This is a genomic window from Chryseobacterium formosense (assembly GCF_900116415.1).
Classification (GTDB): Bacteria; Bacteroidota; Bacteroidia; order Flavobacteriales; family Weeksellaceae; genus Chryseobacterium; species Chryseobacterium formosense.
Genome location: NZ_FPAP01000002.1, coordinates 795,953 through 811,273 on the forward strand (window position 1 = coordinate 795,953; position 15,321 = coordinate 811,273).

18 protein-coding genes are annotated in these 15,321 nt (G+C 35.8%); 8 read left to right on the plus strand and 10 right to left on the minus strand.

The window, feature by feature from the left end; all coding sequences use genetic code 11:
• Positions 1 to 113: 113 nt before the first annotated feature.
• Complete coding sequence (locus BM371_RS09895; RefSeq protein ID WP_051882598.1) at positions 114 to 350, plus strand: helix-turn-helix domain-containing protein; 237 nt, start codon at positions 114 to 116, stop codon at positions 348 to 350.
• Here the strand turns inward: BM371_RS09895 and BM371_RS20540 are convergent.
• Together BM371_RS20540 and BM371_RS09900 are read right to left on the minus strand one after the other, a co-directional pair.
• Complete coding sequence (locus BM371_RS20540) at positions 334 to 483, minus strand: hypothetical protein (protein ID WP_165571765.1); 150 nt, start codon at positions 481 to 483, stop codon at positions 334 to 336. The genes BM371_RS09895 and BM371_RS20540 overlap by 17 nt on opposite strands.
• A gap of 355 nt (positions 484 to 838) precedes the next feature.
• Entirely contained in the window at positions 839 to 1,324 is a 486-nt protein-coding gene (locus tag BM371_RS09900) for a hypothetical protein (RefSeq protein WP_034677057.1), read from the minus strand.
• A 255-nt stretch (positions 1,325 to 1,579) separates the two neighbouring features.
• Between BM371_RS09900 and BM371_RS09905 the strand changes: the two genes are divergently transcribed.
• Positions 1,580 to 2,374, plus strand: a complete 795-nt coding sequence (locus BM371_RS09905) for a hypothetical protein (RefSeq protein WP_131430890.1) — start codon at positions 1,580 to 1,582, stop codon at positions 2,372 to 2,374.
• Positions 2,375 to 2,710: 336 nt separating this feature from the next.
• Here BM371_RS09905 and BM371_RS09910 read toward each other — a convergent pair whose 3' ends face one another.
• Both BM371_RS09910 and BM371_RS09915 read right to left on the minus strand, forming a co-directional pair.
• Complete coding sequence (locus BM371_RS09910; RefSeq protein ID WP_034673901.1) at positions 2,711 to 3,028, minus strand: nuclear transport factor 2 family protein; 318 nt, start codon at positions 3,026 to 3,028, stop codon at positions 2,711 to 2,713.
• A gap of 21 nt (positions 3,029 to 3,049) precedes the next feature.
• Positions 3,050 to 3,841 carry an SDR family oxidoreductase gene (locus tag BM371_RS09915; protein ID WP_034673902.1) on the minus strand — a complete coding sequence of 264 codons (792 nt, stop codon included), beginning with the start codon at positions 3,839 to 3,841 and terminating at the stop codon, positions 3,050 to 3,052.
• A gap of 131 nt (positions 3,842 to 3,972) precedes the next feature.
• On the opposite strand from BM371_RS09915, the gene BM371_RS09920 reads away from it, so the two are divergent.
• The gene (locus BM371_RS09920; protein WP_034673904.1) at positions 3,973 to 4,359 is read left to right on the plus strand and encodes a winged helix-turn-helix transcriptional regulator; all 387 of its coding nucleotides are present in this window, start codon (positions 3,973 to 3,975) and stop codon (positions 4,357 to 4,359) included.
• A 134-nt stretch (positions 4,360 to 4,493) separates the two neighbouring features.
• On the opposite strand, the gene BM371_RS09925 is transcribed toward BM371_RS09920, so the two are convergent.
• On the minus strand, positions 4,494 to 5,522 hold the full coding sequence (locus BM371_RS09925) for a LacI family DNA-binding transcriptional regulator (protein ID WP_034673905.1): 1,029 nt from the start codon (positions 5,520 to 5,522) through the stop codon (positions 4,494 to 4,496).
• Positions 5,523 to 5,873: 351 nt separating this feature from the next.
• Here BM371_RS09925 and BM371_RS09930 point away from each other — a divergent pair, with 351 nt between their 5' ends.
• Entirely contained in the window at positions 5,874 to 6,482 is a 609-nt protein-coding gene (locus tag BM371_RS09930; protein ID WP_034673908.1) for a hypothetical protein, read from the plus strand.
• Here the strand turns inward: BM371_RS09930 and BM371_RS09935 are convergent.
• The 4 genes from BM371_RS09935 to BM371_RS09950 form a co-directional block, all read right to left on the minus strand.
• Positions 6,477 to 6,722, minus strand: a complete 246-nt coding sequence (locus BM371_RS09935) for a hypothetical protein (RefSeq protein WP_034673910.1) — start codon at positions 6,720 to 6,722, stop codon at positions 6,477 to 6,479. The two genes, BM371_RS09930 and BM371_RS09935, sit on opposite strands and share 6 nt — an antisense overlap.
• 167 nt (positions 6,723 to 6,889) lie before the next feature.
• The gene (xylE, locus tag BM371_RS09940) at positions 6,890 to 8,311 is read right to left on the minus strand and encodes a D-xylose transporter XylE (RefSeq protein WP_074958677.1); all 1,422 of its coding nucleotides are present in this window, start codon (positions 8,309 to 8,311) and stop codon (positions 6,890 to 6,892) included.
• A gap of 188 nt (positions 8,312 to 8,499) precedes the next feature.
• On the minus strand, positions 8,500 to 9,828 hold the full coding sequence (gene xylA / locus BM371_RS09945; protein ID WP_034673912.1) for a xylose isomerase: 1,329 nt from the start codon (positions 9,826 to 9,828) through the stop codon (positions 8,500 to 8,502).
• Between the two features lie 260 nt (positions 9,829 to 10,088).
• On the minus strand, positions 10,089 to 11,576 hold the full coding sequence (locus tag BM371_RS09950) for a xylulokinase (protein ID WP_034673915.1): 1,488 nt from the start codon (positions 11,574 to 11,576) through the stop codon (positions 10,089 to 10,091).
• Between the two features lie 299 nt (positions 11,577 to 11,875).
• On the opposite strand from BM371_RS09950, the gene BM371_RS09955 reads away from it, so the two are divergent.
• The 4 genes from BM371_RS09955 to BM371_RS09970 all read left to right on the plus strand — a co-directional run bounded on the left by BM371_RS09955 (position 11,876) and on the right by BM371_RS09970 (position 14,542).
• Positions 11,876 to 12,631: a DUF434 domain-containing protein gene (locus BM371_RS09955; protein ID WP_051882600.1), complete on the plus strand. Its 756-nt coding sequence runs from the start codon at positions 11,876 to 11,878 to the stop codon at positions 12,629 to 12,631.
• Between the two features lie 80 nt (positions 12,632 to 12,711).
• Positions 12,712 to 13,362, plus strand: coding sequence for a hypothetical protein (locus tag BM371_RS09960; protein WP_034673917.1), 651 nt, complete (start codon positions 12,712 to 12,714; stop codon positions 13,360 to 13,362).
• 80 nt (positions 13,363 to 13,442) lie between these two features.
• A complete protein-coding gene (locus BM371_RS09965) occupies positions 13,443 to 13,760 on the plus strand; it encodes a hypothetical protein (RefSeq protein ID WP_034673919.1) in 318 nt (105 codons plus the stop codon).
• Positions 13,757 to 14,542 carry a TatD family hydrolase gene (locus tag BM371_RS09970; protein WP_034673921.1) on the plus strand — a complete coding sequence of 262 codons (786 nt, stop codon included), beginning with the start codon at positions 13,757 to 13,759 and terminating at the stop codon, positions 14,540 to 14,542. The genes BM371_RS09965 and BM371_RS09970 overlap by 4 nt, the downstream gene beginning before the upstream one ends.
• A gap of 55 nt (positions 14,543 to 14,597) precedes the next feature.
• On the opposite strand, the gene deoD is transcribed toward BM371_RS09970, so the two are convergent.
• On the minus strand, positions 14,598 to 15,308 hold the full coding sequence (gene deoD, locus BM371_RS09975; protein WP_034673923.1) for a purine-nucleoside phosphorylase: 711 nt from the start codon (positions 15,306 to 15,308) through the stop codon (positions 14,598 to 14,600).
• Positions 15,309 to 15,321 lie beyond the last annotated feature (13 nt).

A 15,321-nucleotide genomic window follows, 5' to 3' on the forward strand; every position in this document is an offset into this window, starting at 1 on the left:
ATTTGATGTTTTTAAGTGGTTAAATATATAAATAATTCACAAACATATAAAATATCTTTAATTATGGCAAATAAGCCACAATCATTTTTTTATAAATTCTCAACCTTTGCTTTGTGAAAGCAAGCATAGACAAACATTTTATCATATTATTTGGACAAAATCTTAGGAAAATAAGAGAATCCAAAAAAATAAGTATGCAAAATCTTGCTGATGCTATCAATGTAGAATATTCACAAATTAGTAGAATAGAAAGAGGGCTTATAAATACTTCTATTGGAGTTGCTTTCGCCATCTCTCAAGCGTTGGAAATAGATATCAAAGAGCTTTTCGATTTTAAAACGGAAAAATAAAAATATATTCTTTTTTACATTCTTTGTCCCAAATTCCACGTTCCCAACCCCAACCGACACGTCCAAAACCGATCCTGACACGTTTCGAAGAAGTCCCGCCACGTCCCATAAAGCTTCCGATACGTTGCACCACCTCTCAAGATACGTTTATCAGAAGTCCGTCGGGGTTCCAAAAGTCTCCGATGTGGTTCAAGATACATCAGGAAACGTTACTCAACCTATCCCGACAGGTAAAAGATAGGTTGGGAGAGGTGTTTTACCTATCCCGACCTATATTGAAAGTATCCCGATGAGTCAACAACCGCTCCCGATCCTTAATGAACGTCTCCGGTTGGGTGAAAGACGTCTCCTAAGCTATCCGAGACGTATCTGAAGGAGTAAAGAACCTATCCCGAGTATTCAAGAACGTATCGAATATATTAAAAGACGGTTTGAAAGCATAAAAATACCCCTCCGTTTCAATGGGAGGGGTGGCTGGTTGTTGCTTTTTATTTTTTCTCCTCGGGTGGAACCGTAGAGGTTGAATTTTTCACAAAGAACTGTTTCAGATCTTTGTACTTGTCTTCAAATCCCGTCGCTGACGTTCCTGCTTTGTAAGTCGTGAAAGAATAATCTACCAACGCCGACTGATAGTTGTCGTAATCATGAAGTGTTTTGGCATTATTAAGTCTTGTAATCACGCTTTCGAGCCTGCTGATCATGGCTTCCATGTTGTTTCGGGAGGTGTGATCTCTGTTGAATTCTTCCCAGTCGACTTCGGGAGAACTCAGGTTCGCCTGACTGTTGTTGTAGTCGTAGACCTTATTGACAAAGAGTTTGTTTTGCTCGTTGATGCTTCCGTATTTTTTACGGTCTTCAGGTGAAAGGTTGACTGTAATTTCAGCAAGAGCTGTTTCCAATGCCGCGATGGCATCCTGTGCCGCAGTGATCTTTGCACTGCTCAAATGGGTGGAGTTCAAATTTGTTAATCCCATCATTTTTGATTTTAAAGGTTAATACTATATGAATAAAATCGTGTGTTTTTTATTTGGGAGAACTAAGATATAAAAAAACAACAAGTGAAGAGGGGAAATATTGAAAAGATTTTGATAGTCAGTGGTTTGTGTTATGAGGAGTATTGTATGTAACCTTTACTGCAGATAGGGTTATTTATTTTCATGATATATTCTTATTTTTAAAAATTAAAAACCAGAAAATTGAAAAACCTTTTTTGTATACTGACATTTCTTATGATGTTTAGTTGGGGTAATGCTCAAATATTTAAGCTGAAAAGAGACGCATCTTTTATTGAAAATTATCAGATAGAGATTACTGCTAAAAAGAATTACATGTTTATTTCTAATAATGGTTTGGTAGAATTGCCTTTTGGTGAAATTAAGGAGATCTCCAAGATAAGGATTGTTGATCTTGATAAAGATGCTGTATATGATTTATATTCTGAAGAACTGAAAATTAAGGAAAACGAATTGCATTTTTCATCAGGAAAGCAGATTGAGGAAGTTGTAGTTTCAGGTAAGAAAAATGAGACCGTTATTGGGATTGATGCGAAAGGAGGATTGATGAAATTATTCAGCTTACCAAACTCCAGTAAAATTGTAGAAATTCCTGAAGTAGGCAATTATTATGAAGGCAAGAAAATTAAGAAAATAAGGTATTATTTTACAGGTGGAAATAATACGCTTTATAATGTTAAAACCGATAAGATGGATACCCGTATTATTCCAATTTTATATACTTGTTTGTCAGTTAGCTGTAAAGATAAAAGGCTGTTAATCCCCGAAATGGAAGTTGGCTTTACTGAAAACAGCAAATATCTTGAGATCAATCTTAGTCATCATCATATTTTCATTGATGAAAGCTTTAAAAATCTATACATAGGATATATTGCTCTTGATTATCATGTTGTAAAACAAAAAAAGGTAGAAAAAATCGGTCACAATAAGTGTTACAATAATTTCCCAGAATTAAATTCCATCAAAGAAATAACATATCGATGTCCTGTGATTTCTGTTGTTATAGAGTGATGATTTCCTCTTCGAGGATTTCCTGATATGAATTTGGTGAAAGAACTATCTTTTTTTCAACCGAAACTCCGGTAGAATCCTATAGCGCAGATTTGTAATCCCTGCTTTTTTGCAATATGTTTTATAATTAATGGAAGATAATAGCAGCTGACATAGTATTCATATTTTGTGTTGTCACGTATTGCAAATCCGGTACATCAGGATATGCCACGGTTTGGACAATATGGTGAAATTTCAATTTGATATATCATTATAAAACATGATCAATTCAAAAAAAGGGACTGACATTTCAACTTCAGTCCCACATAAAAAAAATTGGTTTTTGAGGTATGAGCATTATTCTGTTACTTTTAAGCTCTGGATTTTTCCGTCAGCCATTGTAAAGTGGAATTTTAATACAAGCGGACTGCCCGGAAATGTTCCTGCAATTTTTGCCGACAAAATATATTCTTTTTCATCGTAAGCTACCGGCTCCATCGTTGCTTTATAGTCTCTGTTGGATTTATCGATCCACTTTTCGATTTCTGCTTTTCCGATATGGGTTTTGCCTTCATCAAACACTTGCGCATCTTCAGCGAAACAGTTGGCATAAGCTGAACTGTCAAATTCGTTTTGGGTCTTTACTAATTCTTCTATTACTTTAGGTAAGTTCATCGTATTATATTTTTAAGGTTATTAAATAGTTGGTACGGTCCCGCCGTCGATCACGTATTCGGTTCCGGTTAAATAGTTTGCTCTTGGTGACACAAGAAAACCTACAAATTCAGCGACCTCTTTTGGTTCGGCAGGTCTGCCAAAAGGAATTCCGCCCAGCGCATCCATTACGCCTTGTTGCGCTTCTTCTAGGGTACTGTTGGCATTTCTTGCAATTTCGCCCAACCAGGCTTCTGATGCCGAAGTATTGATCCATCCCGGTGAAACCGTCAATACCCGAATGCCTTTTGGAGTTACTTCGTTTGAAAGACTCTTGCTATAATTTCTCAAGGCTGCTTTGGAAGCGGCGTATGGCAAAGTAGAATCATACAAAGGAAGTTTACCCTGAATAGAAGCAATGTGGATGATCACGCCACTTTTTCTTTCAATCATTTGAGGTAGAAATCCCCTGTCTAACCGCACGGGAGCAAGTAAATTAGCCTTAAAGGTAGATTCCCAGTCTTCATCCGATAATGCATTAAAGCCACCGGCAGGTGTTGTTGAAGAACCGAGGTTGTTAATCAGAATATCCAGTCGGCCATACGCAGACATTATTTCACTGATTACTTTCTGTGTTCCTTCAGCAGTACTCAAATCAGCAGCAATGAAATGCAGATTTCTGTTTTCTTCTTCCGGTGCATTTCTTGCGGAAATGATCACTGTTGCGCCCGCTTGCAAAAGTCTTTCTGCAATAGCTTTTCCGGCTCCTTTTGTACCTCCTGTTACCAAAGCAATTTGGCCTGATAACTCATTGTTGAAATTAAACTGTTCCATTTTTTAAAATTATTTATAGGACAAAATTGGGGTATAAAAACAGTTTGTACAAGTACGGATTTACGATTCAGATAGGGATAAATTATTCCCCTATTGTACAAATCGGAACATAGGTTTACATTTGCTTTATTATGTATGAGCGAAAAATAATACCCAACTTAAATTGCGGACTTGACCTGATCGGTGAAGTTCTTTACGGTAAGTGGAAGATCCGTCTGCTCTGGTTTATTGATCAGGGACATCAGAGACCGAGTGAACTGCAGCGCAAAATTCCCGATGCTACACGGCGGGTTTTAAATATTCAGTTAAAAGAACTTGAAGATCATGAATTGATTACCAAGAAAATCTATCCTGTCGTACCCCCAAAAGTGGAGTACAGTCTTACCGAATTGGGAAAGAGTGTTATTCCAGTCATTTTGCAGCTGGGAATGTGGGGTGACCAGAACGAAACGCATTTGCGTACGGTTATTCTAAAGCGTCTGAACTCAGAAAGTGAATCTCTTCGTCTGGAGGAATGAGTATATATTGATAGCGCTTCGTGAATTATGTGATAATGCCGTATTAAATTGAATGCAGAATTCTTCTCATTTGGAATGGAATTTTACTAATGGAAGAAGGAATGATTTCTGGGTGTAATAAATATGATAATGAACTACTCCCTTTTTGAAGACTTCCTTATACAGATTTTCGGAGCCAATACTACTTTCTTTTCGATTGAAACACCAGAAGAATTATCTTTAATATGATCAATAAAAACCTGCCCTGCTTTATTCCCCATGATAAGCGGAGTCTGATCCATCGAGCTCATCGGAAGCTCCATAAACTGGGTGAAGGGCTCATTTGAAAAACCTATAACAGCCACTTCCTGCGGAATTTTTATTTTACGTTTCTTCAATTCCTGACAAGCGCCGAGTGCTGCAAAATCACTCGCAGAAAATATAGCATCAGGAATCGATTTTCTTTTCCATAATGTTTTGATGGCTTCAATTCCTGCATCGATGGAGCTTCCTGTAGAAATAATATTTTCTTCTTTTACAGCTAAGTTATGGTCAATAAGTGCCTGTTTGTAACCATTCAGACGGTTTTGATAGATCTCAAGATTAAGGTCTCCCGCAAAATGACAGATGTTTTTATAGCCTTCAGAAATAAGATGTTCCGTAGCTTCATAGCCGCCGCGGTAATCATCGATTGTTACGGTACTGATTCCCGGAATATCTTTTTTACGGTCAAAAAATATGATAGGCGTTCTTGAAGTATTCAGAATATGCTCAATATGTTCTGTATCTACAGTCGTTCTCGAAACTGACATGAAAATTCCATCCACCTGAGCATTTAGTAAAGTATTCAAATGTTTTTTTTCAATATTCACATCTTCATGGCTCTGACAGATGATCACATGGTACCCAAATGGAGAAAGTTCTTCTTCAATTCCCCGAATAACGGACGAAAAGAAATTGGTATTTATAAATGGTACGATGATTCCTACGTTTTTTGTTTCACCGCTTTTAAGGGCTTTAGCAAGATTATTCTGTTTGTAGTTCATTTCCTTGGCGGTTTTCACTACAAGTTCTTTGGTTGCCTGGCTAATTCTCGGGTGGTTGTTCAGCGCTCTTGAAACAGTAGCCACACTTACGTTCAGCTTCTTCGAAATATCATAAATGGTGGCGTTTTTTTTTGTCATAGGTATTCTGGAATAATGTTAAAATTCCCTTTGATAATCCTTTGCAGAATGCTTGTAAATTTAATCAAATTCAGCAAACCGGAAACTTTAAAACTATTTTTTATGAATTATTTATGAATTTATCAATAAAAACCGATAGGCTTTTGATAAAACGGTAGAATTGTGAGGTGAATTCGTAGAATTACTGAAAATTTTTAGATTTTCGTATAAAACTGTAAAATCTATTTGAAGAGGTTCTATCTTTGAGATTTAAAAATCAGAACAAAATATTAACGAATTAAAATTTACGGATCATGGCAACAAATTTTAAAGTATTCTAATAACAAAGTTTATCAAATAACAATATGCAATATGAAAAAATTGACACTCTACCTTATCTTATTACTCCTCTTTACAGGATCTTGTTTATATTCTCAAAAGGCTGTCAGTAAAGACAATTTTACCTTTCAGGTACAAAAAGAAGAAGGCGATCTCAACAACGATAAAATCGATGATAAAATTATGCTGGAAATGGATCTGGATGACGAAACCAGACCGTTGAGATTACAGATATTCCTGTCCCAACCGGATAAGAAACTTAAACTTGTGGTTTCCTCTACAAAAATCATTGAAAGTCAGTATCCGGTGAATAAAAAAGGAGAACATAACGGCAATACGATTCCGGATTTTTTTATTGAAGAGGGTGTCTTAAAAATGCTTACTGACATTAATGATAGAAAAAGCAGTTATGAATTCAGACTGAAGCAAAATAATTTTGAGCTGGTTAAAATATCAAGGGTATTATGGGATGGAAAAGAGACCACCTCCGAAACAGAAATAGATTTAATAAAAGGAACTAAAAGTGAATATGATAGAGATTTTAGCCCAAACAAAAAAAATATAAGAAACACTCAATTAAAACCAATCAAAACTTTGCCAAAAATACAGGACTTGAGTTTTTCTGATCTAGAAAAATTATAAAACCTGAAGATCCTTAAACACATTAAAAACAGCCTCAATAAGTCCTTTTTCTACAACAGAATCTGAAGAGAAATCTGGAAGGATCGCCCGTAATTCACCTTCATCGTCCCGTTCGAAAATGATTTCATGACCATTGATATCTACATAAAATTTGTAGCCGTAGGTAAAAGTGGCAAGTCTTCCGTTGAAAAGGTATTCTTGACCCTTATATGTTACCGGTAATTCAAATTGATGTTCCATTAATTTTCGTTTCTATTCTCTTAAATTCTGAGCAAAGTTCGGTATTTAAACAGAGATTCTTACAACAAATTAAAACAGAATTTTTTATAATCTATTTCATTATTAAAATAAAAGAGCACCGAAAAAATCGATGCTCTGAACAAATTAATTATAAGACTAGAGTATATTTATTTTTCCCAAACCTTCTCGATTTCTTCGAGAGATTTGCCTTTCGTTTCAGGAACCCATTTCCAGACGAAAATTAGTGAAAGAACACTCATGATACCATAAAAACCGTACGTGAATGCTCCGCTGAATTCCATCATAAAAGGATAGGTTGATGAAATAAAATAATTTGCTGCCCATTGTGCAGCAACAGCCACGGCAATCGCACTTCCTCTGATTTTATTAGGGAAAATTTCAGAGATCAAAACCCAACAAATCGGCCCCCAAGACATCATAAACGATGCTGTGTAGATGATGATGAAAACCAGAGTTGCAAAGCTTATAATTTCAAGATATGAGAAAATGGCAATGGCAAACATTCCGATCGCCATCCCTACAGAACCTACAATTAATAAAGGTTTTCTTCCCCATTTATCGACCGTATAAATAGCGATGACCGTAAAAATTACATTCACCAATCCCATCACAACGGTCTGTAGCATCGAAGCATCTTTGTGAACGCCCATACTTTCAAAAATTCTTGGGGCATAATATAATGCTACGTTAATTCCCACGAATTGCTGGAAAACAGAAAGTAAAATCCCGATAACGATCACCGTTTTTCCGAAAGCGAAAATCTCACTTTTATGTTCGGCAACAGTGCTTTTAATTTCGTTAAAAATTTCTCTTCCACGGGCTTCACCATTGATTTTAGTTAGTATTTTAAGGGCTTCTTCATCTTTATTGATTAAAGTTAAATATCGTGGAGTTTCAGGAACCAAGAACAGCAAAATTCCAAATAAAGCAGAAGGAATGGTTAAAGATAAAAACATATATCTCCATCCGATTTCATTGATCCACTCTACGGTTTGTCCGCTTGCAATTCCCCAGTTTACAAAGTACACCACGAGCATCCCGAAAATTATGGCAAACTGATTCAGAGAAACCAGTTTACCACGTATTTCGGCAGGTGCAATCTCGCCAATGTACATCGGGCAGACCGCTGAAGCAAGTCCTACACCGATCCCACCAATGATCCTATAAAAATTAAATGCCAGCAAAACACCCATTGAGTGTTCGCCGTGTTTGAAAAATAAAAATTCGGGATACGCTGCTCCTAAAGCACTAATGAAAAATAAGAATGCAGAAAGCATCAGCGATTTTTTTCTTCCCAGTTTTGTTGAGATAAATCCGGATATTGCGCCACCGATGATACAGCCGATCAAAGCACTGGAAATCGTTGCTCCATGTGCTAAAGAGCTCAATCCTAAAGGAATAATTAAATATTCCTGAATCGATTTTTCAGCTCCCGAAATTACTGCGGTGTCATATCCAAACAAAAGTCCGCCCAAAGTGGCAACCAAAGTCAGTACGGTCACATACATCATGTTGATTTTGGCTTTTGTATTCGAAGAATACTGCGGACCGGAATCTATTATTTGCATAGTTTGATTTAGTTTTTAATTGTTGTTATTTTGGGTTTTACGCAAAGGCGCAAAGATTTATGCTTTAGGGCGCAAAGGTTTTATCTTCGATAAAATTTAAGATATTTCCTTGCTGAAAATCTATGATTTTCTTGCGCCTTAAAATATTTTCAAAGTAAAAAAACTTGCGCCTTTCCAATTAACCAATATTATAAATACTGATTGATTAAGCTTTCAAGATATTCCTGCTTACCGCTTTCTCTACCTACTTCTCCAAGTCCGTTTGCGTGAGATGCCAAATCAGTTAAAGAAAGTTTTCCGTCTTCGAAATCTTTTCCTTTTCCGGAATCGAATGAAGAATATCTGTTGGCTCTGATTTCTGTATATTTAGATTTTTCTAAAATAGCATCTGCAGCTAAAAATGCTCTTGCAAAATTGTCCATTCCGCTGATGTGAGCAATGAAAATATCTTCCAGATCGGTTGAATTTCTTCTGATTTTAGCATCGAAATTCACACCTCCACCTTGGAAACCTCCAGCCTGAATAATAACCAGCATCGCCTGAGTCATTTCATACAGATCAACCGGGAATTGGTCGGTATCCCAACCGTTTTGGTAATCTCCTCTGTTGGCGTCAATACTTCCTAAGACATTGTTATCAGCCGCAACCTGAAGTTCGTGCTCGAAAGTGTGTTGTGCTAAAGTAGCGTGGTTGACTTCAAGATTTAATTTAAAATCGTTTAGAAGATCATACTGACGAAGGAAATTCAAACACGTTGCAGCATCAAAATCATACTGATGTTTTGTAGGCTCCATTGGTTTTGGCTCGATGAAGAAAGTTCCCTTGAAACCTTGAGAACGCGCGTAATCTTTTGCTAGGTGTAAGAATTTTGCCATGTGCTCCTGCTCACGTTTCATATCGGTATTTAATAAAGACATATAACCTTCACGGCCACCCCAGAATACATAGTTTTCTCCACCTAATTTAATCGTCGCATCCAAAGCATTTTTTACCTGACCTCCTGCATATGCCAAAACATCAAAAGAAGGATTCGTTGCCGCCCCATTCATAAATCTTGCATTTGAGAAGCAGTTTGAAGTTCCCCACAATAATTTTACACCAGAAGCCGCCTGCTTTTCTTTAGCATAATCGGTGATGAATTCCAGTCTTTTCGTTGATTCTGTGAAATTATCTGCTTCATCAATCAAATCATAGTCATGGAAACAGTAGTAAGGAACGCCTAATTTTGTGAAAAATTCGAAAGCAGCATCCATTTTTTCAGTTGCTCTTTGTTTTGCATCGGAAGCAGTTAGCCAATCAAATTGCTGTGTTCCAACTCCGAATGGATCGCCACCTGTTGCGCAGAAGGTATGCCAGTAAGCCGTTGCAAACTTGAAATATTCTTTCATTGCTTTTCCACGAACCACTCTGTTTTCATCATAAAATTTGAATGCTAAAGGATTATCTGATTCTCTTCCTTCAAACTTTATTTTTTCAATTCCTTTGAAATATTCTTTGTTTCCTAATGTAACTGACATATTGATATATTTTAATTTTTCTTGATTTTTTTTGAATTTATCCTTGTGTTTTATTTAGGTAGCTTTTGACTACGCCGAAAGCAATTTTATTTTTTATGGCAGCTTTTCCGCCTTCCACTCCCGCTTTTTTCTGAAAAAACCAGCGCATCCCCCATCCTTTTTTTCAGAAAAAGAGCTCCGTTCAAGTCGGGCTGCGATTTGTGATCGTTAAAATGAATCACTAATAATTGAATCTAAAGCTAAAAGCCAATTGCCATTCGCTAATAGCTATAGATTACTTGCTCCAATTTATTTTTCCATTTTCCATAGCTTTCTCTATACTGATCCATGTTTTTAAAATCAGGAATGTACGTTGTGGTAATATCTTTTTCCGTTAAAATATCGGTCAATGTATCAAATGCTCCCGCACCAATTGCCGCTGCTCTTGCTGCTCCGGTAGAACCTGTTGTATCGAAAATTCTAATTTCGGTGTCCAGTAGCGTTGCAATCGATTGCGCAAACAATGATGAACGAAATAAATTATCCCCTCCGGCTTTGATGATTCCTTTTTGCAATCCGTCGTTCATTAAAATTTCAGTTCCGTAAACGAAAGAATAGGCGATACCTTCCAAACCAGCTCTGAACAAATGAACACTTTTATGACGGTTGAAATTCACATTATAGGTAGAAGATCCAATGTCTTTATTTCTTAAAACTCTTTCAGCACCATTTCCGAATGGTAAAACGATAATTCCGTCAGATCCGATTGGAACTTGTGAAGCCAAATCATTCAGTTCCTGATAAGAATGTCTCTTCTGATCCACCTGATGACGCAGCCAGCTGTATTGAATTCCTGCACCGTTTAAGCAAAGCATTTTTCCGATTCTGGGTTGTTCTTTTGTGTGATTGATGTGCGCAAAATTGTTGACTCTCACCGATTCTTTCGAATGAATATTATTGGTCACCCCATAAACAACTCCTGAAGTTCCTCCTGTTGCAGCGATTTCTCCCGGATTCATTACGTTTAAAGATAGTGCATTATTCGGTTGGTCTCCCGCTCTGTATAAAATAGGAATTCCTTCTGGCAATCCGCTTTCTTCTGCTCCCTGTTTTGAAACAACGCATTGCACACTGAAATTATCAACAACCTTTGAAACCAAAGATTCGTCAATTCCCCAATGATTCAAAAGAGTTTTTGAAGGCTGATGTTTTTGAAAATCCCAAAGCACTCCTTCAGATAATCCTGTAACAGTCGTTGTTGCTTCTCCGCTTAATTTTAAAGCGATAAAATCTCCGGGAAGCATAAATTTCCAAACCTTTTCGTAAACTTCAGGTTCATTTTCCTTTACCCATTTCAGTTTTGAAGCGGTAAAATTTCCTGGGGAATTAAGAAGTTTATTCATACAAACTTCTTCGCCCAAATCGTTAAAAGCATTATCTCCGGTTTCTACAGCACGACTGTCGCACCAGATAATCGATGGGCGCAAAACTTCTTTATCTTTCCCTACCAAAACCAAACCGTGCATCTGGTAAGAAATACCGATTCCTTTGATTTGATTTTTGTCGATGTGGCTTTCTGCAATAATCTTTTGAGTCAGAATTCTCAGATTTTGCCACCAAGCTTCCGGATCTTGTTCTGCCCAACCGATTTTTGGTGAATCTATCGGCATTTCTGTTTCCGGATATTTGGCGTGAGCAATTACTTTACCCTGCTCATCAACAATCGAAGCTTTTAGAGAAGAACTTCCAACATCGTATCCTATAAACATTTTTTTGATTTAATATTTGTTCGTTGCTAAATGTAATAATTTTATAATATAAATGATACTTTATTTTAAAATTCATAATTTTTTATGATAATTATAATGCGTAAATATTTGTTTTAAAGGTGTTTCAGATAAATGGTGTTATCTTATTATTTATGATAAGATAATTTACTTTTCATAATTTTTACGTTAAGAATCTTCCCGAAAAGGATGGGTAAACGATAGATTAGGTTAATCGATTGCTCAAAATGATATATTAAAATAAATTCTATCAGATAAAATGGAAAATATTATTTTTGAGTATGAACAACAGGAATCGCGGCAAAAACACAGGTGACGATACTTTATTCGAATCTGAGAAGCAGATTGAGAAATTGAAGTATGCTCTTCAGGATATGCAGTATTTATTGAGCCGAAATTATGCGGAAAAAGCTTCTTCAGAATTGGTAGGAAATCATTATCGTTTGAAAACCCGACAAATTCAGGCCTTACGTGGAGCTTCTGCTTCGGGAATTCAAATGCAGTACAGAAAATCTAAGGAACTTAAAATTTTAGATTTGATAGATAGAACTGTTTATCTTGATGGCTTCAATGTTTTGATTTTACTGGAAAGTTTGCTTTCCGAAGCTTATATTTTTAAAGGATCAGACGGTTGTTTTCGGGATCTTTCAGGTGTGCATGGAACATATAAAAGAGTCAATCAGACTCAAAAAGCAATTGAATTGATTGCCGTATTTTTTCAAAAATCTCAGGTAGAAAAACTGATCTGGATTTTTGATAAGCCAGTTTCCAACAGTGGTAGAATTAAACAAATTATTTTAGATTTTGCTGGGGAAAAGAATTTGAGTTGGGAAGTAGAACTTCAATTCAATCCCGATAAATTTTTAGTAGAAAATGCAGAAATTGTAGTTTCTTCCGATGCATGGATTTTAGATCATTGCAAGAATTGGTTTAATCTTGTCGGGTATTTAATTAAGGAAGAAAATCTTTCTGTTAATCTTATAAATTTAAACACAAACGGCACAAATGATTTCACCAATAATACAAATAAGATATGATTATATTTTTTGAGAATAGTAATTTCATTAATATAAAAAATCGTGGAGATTGTTGTCATTAGTGTTTTAAAATAAAAATCATGAAATTATTTCAAAAATTCCTTCCATTATTTTCAGAACAATGGCGGGAAAAATATCAGGCGATTTTAGCTGAGGAACATTTACAAAATCTAAATGAAAATATTAAAAAGTTTAAAGAGCAAACTTTAGATTGGGATCTACCTTTTTTTATTGAAGAAATAAAAATTGACCGTGGTGAAAGTTTCGGCTTATTCATCAATATTTTAGAATCTGAAAATTCGGATGAGGTCAAAGCAAAACAATTAGAAGAAATTCCTTTTGAACATTGGCTGAATATTTTAGGGCAACGATTAACTTCGGCAAGTCTGCGTGATGAAAATGGGATTCCACCATTGAAAAGTTTACTGATTGAAGCTTGTGAAAAACCTTTTAACAACGAGATAACTATTGCCCAAAGAGCCTGGGAAAAGCATGTCGGAAGATTAGACGATCAGTTTTGGGGTGAAGCAAAAGGAAATAATCAGCAGAAACAAAAGGCTCTTATGGAAAAGATTAATTATATTTTAGATCATAAAACCTGGTGGAATATTTTCTTTCACTATAAACACGAGTTAGTTTTTGAAGTCCGAGAAAAAGAAGGTTATGGGATTCGTTGGAGTCATGGCGGAAAAAACTTGATTGGTTTTTTGGAGGGTTTTATTAATGAGTAATTTACTACGTAAAAAGATTGCGTACCATGTTGGTAATTTTGAACCCAAATTTCAGCTAATCATCTTAAATATTTGCTAACATGAAAAACACTTACAACAAAGGAACTTTCAGAAGCTTCGAATACGGTAAAATCGGACCTTATTTAAAAAAACATGGAAATAAAAAATGGAGGAGAACTGAAAAATCTGAAATCGAAAATCAGCTTAGTGAAAACTTTAAATTTTTTAAAAAAAGAAAGAAAAGGCGGAAATTAATTTGGGCTAAAATCACAAAGGAAATCTATGGCAAAACACATTCAGAATACAAAAGTTTTTATTCTGAAAAATCTTTTAAAGATTCAATAAAAAGAGCGAGTGTAACAAGATATTTTTTAATACATAAAACAAATAAAAAATGAACACATTTATCGATATTGGTATCAACTTAACCAATAAACAATTTTGCAACGAACACGAAGAAATCATCAACCGAGCCCTCGATAATGGAGTCGAACAAATGATTCTCACAGGAACAAGCGTTCGAGGAAGCAAAGAGTCGGCTGAAATCGCAGAACATTATCACGATGTTCTCTTCTCAACAGCAGGAATTCATCCACACGATGCAAAATCTTTTAATAACGAAAGCATTAATGAATTAAGAAAATTATTGAAACAAGAACACGTAATTTCCGTTGGAGAATGTGGATTGGATTTTGACAGAGATTTTTCACCAAGACTCATTCAGGAAAAATGTTATCGTGCCCAACTGGAATTAGCAATCGAAATTAGTAAACCACTTTTTCTTCACGAAAGATCAGCTTTCAAAAGATTTAACGAAATCACCGACGAATATTTATCCAAACTTCCGAAAGCAGTGGTTCATTGTTTTACCGGAACTTTAGATGAAGCAAAAATTTATTTAGATAAGGGATTTTACTTAGGATTCACCGGAGCAATAAGCGACACCAACAGATTTAAACATTTGGAAGAAGTCATCAAATATGCTCCGCTAGAAAGAATGATGATTGAAACAGATGCTCCTTTTATGCTTCCGAAAAATATGCCGAGAATACAAAGCCGAAGAAACGAGCCGAAATTTTTGCCTTTTGTTGCCCAAACCATTGCCCATCTCAAAAAAATAAGTATTTCTGAGGTTGCAAATGAAACTACAGAAGTCGCAAGAAATTTTTTCAGAATATAAAAAAGAGCTCTACTCACAAAGTAAAGCTCTTTTTATTTATAATAATTGATTCTTATTAAATCACTTTCAAAGCAGCTTCCAAAGCCAGTTCAATCATTGGTTTCAACGCTTTTTCTCTTTCGTCTGCCGATATAAATTCTTTGGTTGGAATGATATCAGAAACGGTAAGAATAGTCGCTGCATTTTTACCTAAATGTTTTGCATTGGCAAATAATCCGAACGCTTCCATTTCTACAGCCGGACAATTGTATTTCGTAGCAATTGCAGGAATTGCAGGATCTTTTCTGTAAAAAATATCGCTGCTGTGAATGTTGGTTGCCTTAACATTTAAAGATAATTCTTTCGCTGTTTCATTAATAATGTCAAAAATATTTCCCTGATGCGAAAATATTTCTTCTTCAAATCCCCAAGCATATTTTGCATAGGTACTTTCGCTGGCTGCATTTTCCACATTCAGAATGTCAAAAAGTTTTACATCGCTGGAATATCCGCCGCAGGTTCCGATCCTGATAATCGTATCAACTTCATACTCTGTGTACAGTTCAAAAGAATAAATTCCGATGCTTGGAAATCCCATTCCGCTCGCTCCCACAGAGATTTCTTTGCCTTTGTAAGTTCCGGTGTAGTAAAAAATACCTCTGGTCTGGCTCACTAATCTTGCATTTTCAAGAAAGTTTTCAGCGATATATTTTGCACGAAGCGGATCTCCGGGCTGCAAAACAACTTTTGCGATCTCTCCTTTTTTGGCACTGATGTGTACACTCATATTTTTGATTTAA

Bases quoted from the DNA above. Each gene is read 5' to 3' on its own strand.
- BM371_RS09910 (WP_034673901.1), bottom strand. From the start codon at position 3,028: ATGAACTTACCTAAAGTAATAGAAGAATTAGTAAAGACCCAAAACGAA.
- BM371_RS09925 (WP_034673905.1), bottom strand. From the start codon at position 5,522: ATGACAAAAAAAAACGCCACCATTTATGATATTTCGAAGAAGCTGAAC.
- BM371_RS09920 (WP_034673904.1), top strand. From the start codon at position 3,973: ATGTATGAGCGAAAAATAATACCCAACTTAAATTGCGGACTTGACCTG.
- xylE (WP_074958677.1), bottom strand. From the start codon at position 8,311: ATGCAAATAATAGATTCCGGTCCGCAGTATTCTTCGAATACAAAAGCC.
- BM371_RS09900 (WP_034677057.1), bottom strand. From the start codon at position 1,324: ATGGGATTAACAAATTTGAACTCCACCCATTTGAGCAGTGCAAAGATC.
- xylA (WP_034673912.1), bottom strand. From the start codon at position 9,828: ATGTCAGTTACATTAGGAAACAAAGAATATTTCAAAGGAATTGAAAAA.
- deoD (WP_034673923.1), bottom strand. From the start codon at position 15,308: ATGAGTGTACACATCAGTGCCAAAAAAGGAGAGATCGCAAAAGTTGTT.
- BM371_RS09955 (WP_051882600.1), top strand. From the start codon at position 11,876: ATGAACAACAGGAATCGCGGCAAAAACACAGGTGACGATACTTTATTC.
- BM371_RS09965 (WP_034673919.1), top strand. From the start codon at position 13,443: ATGAAAAACACTTACAACAAAGGAACTTTCAGAAGCTTCGAATACGGT.
- BM371_RS09960 (WP_034673917.1), top strand. From the start codon at position 12,712: ATGAAATTATTTCAAAAATTCCTTCCATTATTTTCAGAACAATGGCGG.
- BM371_RS09915 (WP_034673902.1), bottom strand. From the start codon at position 3,841: ATGGAACAGTTTAATTTCAACAATGAGTTATCAGGCCAAATTGCTTTG.
- BM371_RS09905 (WP_131430890.1), top strand. From the start codon at position 1,580: ATGATGTTTAGTTGGGGTAATGCTCAAATATTTAAGCTGAAAAGAGAC.
- BM371_RS09950 (WP_034673915.1), bottom strand. From the start codon at position 11,576: ATGTTTATAGGATACGATGTTGGAAGTTCTTCTCTAAAAGCTTCGATT.
- BM371_RS09935 (WP_034673910.1), bottom strand. From the start codon at position 6,722: ATGGAACATCAATTTGAATTACCGGTAACATATAAGGGTCAAGAATAC.
- BM371_RS09930 (WP_034673908.1), top strand. From the start codon at position 5,874: ATGAAAAAATTGACACTCTACCTTATCTTATTACTCCTCTTTACAGGA.
- BM371_RS09970 (WP_034673921.1), top strand. From the start codon at position 13,757: ATGAACACATTTATCGATATTGGTATCAACTTAACCAATAAACAATTT.